At 57.7% G+C, this 7,247-nt stretch carries 7 protein-coding genes and 1 pseudogene; 2 read left to right on the top strand and 6 right to left on the bottom strand.

The features are described 5' to 3' along the window. The 5 genes and pseudogenes from RSSM_RS22375 to RSSM_RS22350 form a co-directional block, all read right to left on the bottom strand. Positions 1-301: pseudogene (locus RSSM_RS22375) on the bottom strand (bifunctional 23S rRNA (guanine(2069)-N(7))-methyltransferase RlmK/23S rRNA (guanine(2445)-N(2))-methyltransferase RlmL); the annotation flags it as partial. A 262-nt stretch (positions 302-563) separates the two neighbouring features. Beyond that, entirely contained in the window at positions 564-1,541 is a 978-nt protein-coding gene (gene tsf / locus RSSM_RS22370) for a translation elongation factor Ts (RefSeq protein WP_008684391.1), read from the bottom strand. A 600-nt stretch (positions 1,542-2,141) separates the two neighbouring features. Continuing rightward, positions 2,142-2,954 carry a 30S ribosomal protein S2 gene (rpsB, locus tag RSSM_RS22360; RefSeq protein ID WP_044303302.1) on the bottom strand — a complete coding sequence of 271 codons (813 nt, stop codon included), beginning with the start codon at positions 2,952-2,954 and terminating at the stop codon, positions 2,142-2,144. 324 nt (positions 2,955-3,278) lie between these two features. Further along, positions 3,279-3,623, bottom strand: a complete 345-nt coding sequence (locus RSSM_RS22355) for a rhodanese-like domain-containing protein (RefSeq protein ID WP_008684383.1) — start codon at positions 3,621-3,623, stop codon at positions 3,279-3,281. A 77-nt stretch (positions 3,624-3,700) separates the two neighbouring features. Next, positions 3,701-4,612 carry a carbon-nitrogen hydrolase family protein gene (locus RSSM_RS22350; RefSeq protein ID WP_044303300.1) on the bottom strand — a complete coding sequence of 304 codons (912 nt, stop codon included), beginning with the start codon at positions 4,610-4,612 and terminating at the stop codon, positions 3,701-3,703. Between the two features lie 181 nt (positions 4,613-4,793). Between RSSM_RS22350 and sthA the strand changes: the two genes are divergently transcribed. After that, positions 4,794-6,194, top strand: coding sequence for a Si-specific NAD(P)(+) transhydrogenase (sthA, locus tag RSSM_RS22345; RefSeq protein ID WP_144060033.1), 1,401 nt, complete (start codon positions 4,794-4,796; stop codon positions 6,192-6,194). A 5-nt stretch (positions 6,195-6,199) separates the two neighbouring features. After that, positions 6,200-6,487, top strand: a complete 288-nt coding sequence (locus RSSM_RS22340) for a DUF202 domain-containing protein (protein WP_044303298.1) — start codon at positions 6,200-6,202, stop codon at positions 6,485-6,487. Here the strand turns inward: RSSM_RS22340 and RSSM_RS22335 are convergent. Then, the coding region (locus RSSM_RS22335; RefSeq protein ID WP_044303297.1) for a triphosphoribosyl-dephospho-CoA synthase at positions 6,484-7,247 on the bottom strand (764 nt) is incomplete at its 5' end. The two genes, RSSM_RS22340 and RSSM_RS22335, sit on opposite strands and share 4 nt — an antisense overlap.

Below are 7,247 nucleotides of genomic sequence, written 5' to 3'. Positions count from 1 at the left end.
GCCCGGTCACCGGGAACTCCGCATCGGCCGGCAACCATTCGCCCCACTCGATCGCCTTGGTCGTTTCGAACAGGGCATCAAAATCCGCGGCCGGGAACTCGGCCACGCGAATCGTCACGCGATCGGCGCAGCGCAGCCACAGGTTGGTTTTCGCAATCGTTTCCGCGGTACCGCGGAAGTGCACGCGGCCTGACTCTCCGATCGCGGATTCAATTCCCAACGCGGCGAGTTCCCGTTTCACCACCGCCTCAAGCCCGAACGCGCACACGGCAATGAGATCAAAGGTTTGCGTGGGGTTCATAGCATGCCAAGGAATAGAGCGGACGCGGAACGGAAAAAATATCTGATCCTTTATTAGCTTTCGCGCGAATCACGTTTGTGATCATGGCAAAAAAAACGGCCCCAGCGAACTGGGACCGTTTCATGTCATGGTTGCACTTCATGCACGTCCGAATCCTATCGGACGGAAAGCCCCTGGGGTGATCCAAACGGCAGACTCGCGCCCGCCAGCAACAAAGCTGACGAAGCAACGCCAACCCATCGTTTTCACCCCAAGTTCTGTTTTAGTTCACGGCGACGCGTTTGAACTCAACGATTTCGGCTTCCGGGCTGAATTCTTTCACAGCCGCTTCGACCGTCTTGCTGTCGTCGAGTGCGTAGAACTGGCTCAACAGGCAACGTTCTTGGTCCAACGCGGTGTTGTCGGCGATGAAACGCTCGAGTTTTCCAGGAACGATCTTGTCCCAGATTTTCTCGGGTTTTCCTTCGGCTTTCAGTTCCGCCTTGATCGCTTCTTCGGTCGCCTGCATGACTTCGGGGGTCAACTGGCGACGGCTAGCGTACTGAGGAACGTTCTTGATCGGCTTGCCGAGGTTTTCCTTCTCGTTGAGTTCGTTCTCAGCGATGATCTGAGCGCGAAGGGCTTCGGTTTCCTTCTCGACGAATTCAGGATCGAACTCATCGGGGTGCAGGATCGATGGCGACATCGCAGCGATATGCATGGCCACACCACGGAAGAACTGCGCCGAGTCGTCTTTGCCGCCGTCCTTGTAGGAAACCAGCACGCCGATCTTGCTGCCTGCGTGGATGTACGAAGCGATGTTGTCGCCTTCGACGACTTGCACGTCGGAGACTTCGATTTTCTCGCCGGTACGACCGGTTTCGGTAACGAGGTGTTCCTTAACGGTGGTACCTTCGATGCTCAGAGCGTTGACCTCATCGACGGTCTTGGCACCGTTTTCCATTGCGAGCTTGGCGACTCGCTCGGTCAACTCGATGAAGCTTTCGTTCTTGGCGACAAAGTCGGTCTCGCAGCTCAACGCGAGCAGCAATCCCTTGTTGCCTTCCGTCAAGGCAACAACCACGCCTTCGTTGGTATCACGATCAGCACGCTTTTCGGCCACTTTTTGGCCTTTTTTGCGGAGATAATCGAGGGCACCTTCCATGTCGCCGCCGGATTCCTCCAACGCCTTCTTGCAATCCATCATGCCAGCACCGGTTGATTTTCTCAACTCGCTAACGGCTTTTGCAGAAATGCTCATTCTTTGTTCCTAATCTAAATTGGAGAGTCAGATGTATTGATAGGGGATGGCTTGGTTGGGATGCGGGCAGTTGACCGAGATCGGTCCCCACCCGCGTTGGCGAATAGCTTGGTCGCGAACACCGCTGCCGACAAGATGAGGCTGTATGGAATCAGCCGTGTGGGATCTCACGAACCGCGGAGAGTCGCCGCAAAGTCACAATCGGCAACCCTTTCGAGTGAAAAAGCCTGCCGAGTCAAAAACCCTGCCGAGTCAAAAGCCTGCCGAGTGGGACGCGAACCGAACAACATTCGACGGGCCATTCCGCCCTGTGCTCGCTGCGTCAACGCTCGCCGCTCACTCACAGTGCCCGCATTTCTCAGCGTCTGTCGCGAAGGGCGTCTTCAAAACGGGGAACCTACGATGTTCAGCGTTTGCGACGTCCGACATTCGCAACTTCATTCCCGGTTGCGTTCCAAAACGGCGGGCCTGCGAAGAGTCCGGTGAGACCCGAACGAGTGTCCCGCAGAGCCCCGCGGCTGGAAAATCACGCTGCGGCGATCAGAGATCACCGCAACGATGTTGACCGAATGAACGGCAGACGATTGAAACAGACACCGATTACTCGGCGGCAGGTTCGCTCGCTGGAGCCGCAGCGGCTTCTTCCACGGCTGGCTCGGCTGCCGGAGCAGCAGCTTCTGGGGCGGCCGCGACAGCAGGTTCGGCAGGAGTGTCTGCCGCCTGGGTTTGAGTCTGGCCTTTGCCCGCGATGACCGCGTCAGCGAGTTCTCGCATGATCATCTCAACGCTGCGGATCCCGTCGTCGTTGCCTGGGATCGGCAAATCGATCAGGCTCGGATCGCTGTCGGTATCGATCAACGCGACGGTGGTGATGCCAAGACGCTTGGCTTCGCGAACCGCGTTTCGCTCTTTGCCCGGATCGACAATGAACATCACTTCGGGAAGACGGTTCATCGTCCGCAAACCGTTCAGGTTACGGTACATCTTGCGGTACTCGCGGTTGAGCGAGGATTGCATCTTCTTGCTGTATTCGTTGATACGCTCGCCGCTACGAAGTGCTTCGAGCTCTTCCAAACGGCCCAGACGACTGCGAATCGTACGGAAGTTCGTCAGCGTACCACCGAGCCAACGCTCGCTCACGAAAGGCATGCCGCAACGCAGCGACTGCTCTTCGACGGCTTCACCAGCTTGACGCTTGGTACCGACGAACAGGATCAGGCTGCCGCCGGCGGCGACTTGGGAGAGGTACTTCTTGGCACGCAACAAACCGCGAAGGGTCTCGCGGATGTCGAGAATGTGGATCTGATTTTTCTTACCGAAAATGTACGGAGCCATTTTCGGGTTCCAGAGACTGGTGCGGTGTCCGAAGTGGACACCCGACTCGATCATCTCTTTAACAATTTCATTTGCCATCAGCGTAGGTCGCCCGCAAATTCGGGCAATTCTCCATGATTGGTTCTGCACACGTCGGGTTCGAGAATTCAGCACATCGTCAAAAAGACGGCTGATTCCAGAGCATTTCGGCAGTCCACCGGTTAAACCGGTCAGGACCGACACTAACGCCCTTCGCCCCACCAAGGACACGACAGAAAAAGGGAACGGGAGCCGGGACGGAATCGCCTCCGGCATATCGGAACGCGAAATGCTAGAAAACGAAACGTTTTCTCACAACCCCAACGCCCGCAAACCACGGCAAAACACGCGATTCCGTTCAAAAACCGCGTCCGCCGAGCCGATTCAATATCGCGGCACCGACGGATCCACCTTTAGCGACCACTGATCGATCCCGCCGGCCATGTTCTGAACCCGGGTGAAACCCACGCTGCGGAGTGCCTGAGTCACCTGCATGCTGCGACCGCCGTGGTGGCACTGGACGACGATATGGTCGTCTTTGTTGGGCTCGAGTTCCCCGAGCCGGTTCCGCAATTCACTCATCGGCAGCAGTCTCGCCCCCTCGATTCGCGCCGTGTCGTACTCCTGTTGCTCTCGCACGTCGAGCAAAATGAAATCCGTGTCGGATTTTCTCAGGGCGTCGACGTCTTCGACCGAAACCTCGATCGGAAATTCTTCGTTTGCGTTCATGGGGACTTTCTTGGGTATGCCTGCTCAGCTTCGCGGGCCTATTTGGGCTTCGCTGAACCTATTCAGCTTCGCGGGGCCTACTCAGACGTGGGATTTGGGCGGACGGGATCGGTGAGCGTATCGTAAAACTCGACCTGACGGTCGGCAAACCGGTCAATAACGTGTTTGCCGGTGGTTCGCTCGATGCGTTTATTGCGGGCTTGAGCGATGTCCACTTCGGCGAACAAAATCTCGGGCTCCGCACCTTTCGCGCGAGCCAACTCCACCCCGTCGGGCCCGCAGATCGAACTGATGCCGCAAAAATCAAACCCGCGCTCGTGGCCGATCCGGTTCGCCGCAACAAAGAACAGGTGGTTTTCCATGCTGCGGGCTGGCGGAACGATCTCAGCGGTGCGAAACGCCCCGACCGGCCAATTGGTACCCAAGGCAATAATATCCGCCCCGGCCAATCCGAGAGCCCGCATCGGTTCGGGGAACGATATGTCGTAACAAATCCCTAACCCCACTCGTGCCCGCATCGGCGAACGAGCTGTGTCCCCCTGTTCGGCGTCTTGCTCGCCCTTTTCACCCTTTTCTTTGCTCGGCAAAGTAAACGCCTGATAGGGGATTTCACCGCGATCGACAAAGCGATCCCCACCGAGGTGAGGGAGGTGAATCTTGTGATAACGGCCCACGATCTTCCCGCCGGCGACCAACAACGCGGCGTTGCGTAACTTCTCGCTATCACGCAACATCGTACCAAAGGTCAACGGCACACCGAGCCGATCCGAAGTGGAAATGATCTCCGCAATCTCCTCGGAATCTTCATTGATCGCCACATCCCATGCTTCCTCGCGGCTTTCGAACGCATAGCCGGTCAACATGCATTCGGGGAAAACCGCGAGATCAACATTCTTCTCGGCCAACTTTTCAAGCGTGTCGAGAACCGTCTGCAGGTTCTCTTGCACTGCAGCAAATCGAATGTCGGTCTGGACGCAGGCTAGCAACATCGTAAAACCAAGGGCTGGCGGAACCGGAAAACTGTTTGTCCTACTCGCTCCTGATTCGACCAAATTCGTTCGGCCTGCGACACGTCCCTTCTCAAAAACAGGAAACTCACAATTGAGTTCGACCATCTCTCAGACGACATCGACTGAAACAGACAACGCGCACGAGACGGATCCGAAACCGATGAGCCAATCCGAACAATCGAAATTTGACTACGACCTTTTTGTCATCGGGACAGGCCCGGGAGGCGAGGGGGCGGCGATGCAAGCTGCCAAGGGCGGATGGCGGGTCGGAGTGGCCGAACGGTACCAACAAATCGGTGGCGGCTGCACCCACTGGGGCACCATCCCCAGCAAAGCCCTTCGCTACGCCGTGACCAGCACCATGCGTTCGCTGAAGAATCCCGTCATGCGGGAACTCGGCTACACGATCGCCCCGTCTATGGAACAACTCGGACGTGGCACCCAAACGATCATCGGCCGGCAAGTCTCGATGCGGCAATCGTTCTACGACCGCAACAACGTGCCGATCCATCGCGGCCAGGCTCGCTTCATCGACGAACACACCGTGCGAATCGATGACGGCGAAACCGTGACCGCGGCACACTTTGTCATCGCCACCGGGTCGCGTCCCTATCGCCCGTCGAACGTCGACTTTTCGCACCCACGGGTCTACGACAGCGACACGATCCTGGGCATGCAGGAACGCCCAGCGTCCATCACGGTCTATGGCGCCGGCGTGATCGGCACGGAATACGCATCGATGTTTCGTAACCTCGGCATCAAGGTCAACCTGATCAACACCCGCGGACAATTGCTCGAATTCCTCGACGACGAAATCATCGACGCGCTGTCGTATCACCTCCGCGATCAAGGGGTCATCATTCGGCACAACGAATACATCGACCGGCTCGAACCGCACGATGACGGCGTGGTACTCTATCTCAAGAGCGGCAAGGCGTTGAAGACGGACGCGTTTCTGTGGGCCAACGGTCGGCAAGGCAACACCGACGATCTCGGTTTGCAAAACCTGCCGATCGAAGCCAACAGCCGCGGCCAAATCGACGTCGACGAACAGTTCCAAACTTGCCTGCCGCACATTTATGCCGTTGGCGACGTGATCGGTATCCCGTCGCTCGCTAGCGCCGCTTACACCCAGGGTCGCGCCGCCGGTATGCACATGCTCGGTCAGTGCAGCGGTAACCTGAGTCTTCACGATATCCCCACTGGGATCTACACCTCCCCGGAAATCAGCTCCGTCGGCGCGACCGAAAAAGAACTCACCGCGCAGTGCGTCCCCTACGAAGTCGGCCAGGCTCAATTCCGCTCTCTCGCACGTGCCCAAATCACCGGTGAAACGGTTGGTATGCTGAAACTGCTCTTCCACCGCGAAACCAAACGCGTCCTCGGTGTGCATTGCTTTGGCGCCAACGCATCCGAAATAGTGCATATCGGCCAAGCCATCATGAACCAACCCGACGAGCACAACACGATCGAGTACTTCATCGAGACGACGTTCAACTATCCGACCATGGCAGAGGCCTACCGCGTGGCGGCCCTCAACGGGATCAACCGGTTGTTCTAAGCCTCATGTCAGCACCCACGCAACAGCTCGCTCCAAAGCCCACTTCACAGCCGGATCGTCGCAACGAACTGGCGGTGATCCGGACCGATCTCGCCAACGAACGCACGTTGCTCGCATACGGGCGAACTGCCTTGATGATGGCGGGCACCGGCGGCACGTTGATCAAGTTCTTTGGCGAGTCGCCGGACATGCTGGTGCTCGGCATCCTGCTGTTAATCCTCGGTCTGGTGATGTTTGGCACCGGGATCGCTCGGTTCCAAATCAAACGCAAACAAATCAACGGACGCGTTTAAACCACCCGCAGCAACACAAACAACGCCGCCGCGATCAGGTCGGCCGACGTCCCCGGGTTGAGTCGATTCCCATCGGACCGCAACCGCCGATCGAGCGTTTGAATATGCTTGGCGACCTGCACACCGTCACTGCCGTTGATCGCGGCGAGACAATCGCGTGCCCACCCGGCTGCTTTTCGTGACCCGGCTTCTCCGCCTTTCCTCGCAATCAAACTGTCGCCTTCTCCGGCGATTAGCGTGATGTGAGCGTTCACAATCCCGGACAACACGTCGCCCGTGCGAGTCACTCGGTCCTGAATCGTAGGCACCACCACCTCAAACAAATCGCGATAGCCTTCGGCGTACTGTCGCGCGATCCGGTCCCGGTCCGACGCCAAACGCATCGCCGCGAGAATGTCGTACGAACCGTTGTTCTCTCGGTTGACGTCGAGCGAACGATCTTCACCGAGTGAATTTTCCTTGAGCGAATCGCCATCGAGTCCACCAGCGGATGCACCGGAGATTGCCTTGGCGATCATCGCCCCCTGATGCAAATCGATCCGCTCGAGCAACCGCTCGACAGACGCCTGCCAATGCCGCAAGCGATCCTCCGTCGACCAAGCAATCTCAGGACTCGATTCACTGACCTCGTCCCAATCCGGCTCGCTCGCCAACAACGGGGCGAGCAACAACACGATCCCCAAATTGACGTTGGTCTTGGTCGCTTTCACCGATCCAGTAACAGCGGCCAATACCGTGTCCCCAATTTCCTCAACCCCGC

The organism is Aporhodopirellula sallentina SM41 (genome assembly GCF_000346505.1).
GTDB classification, from domain to species: Bacteria; Planctomycetota; Planctomycetia; order Pirellulales; family Pirellulaceae; genus Rhodopirellula; species Rhodopirellula sallentina.
This window is presented reverse-complemented; position numbering and strand designations above follow the sequence as displayed.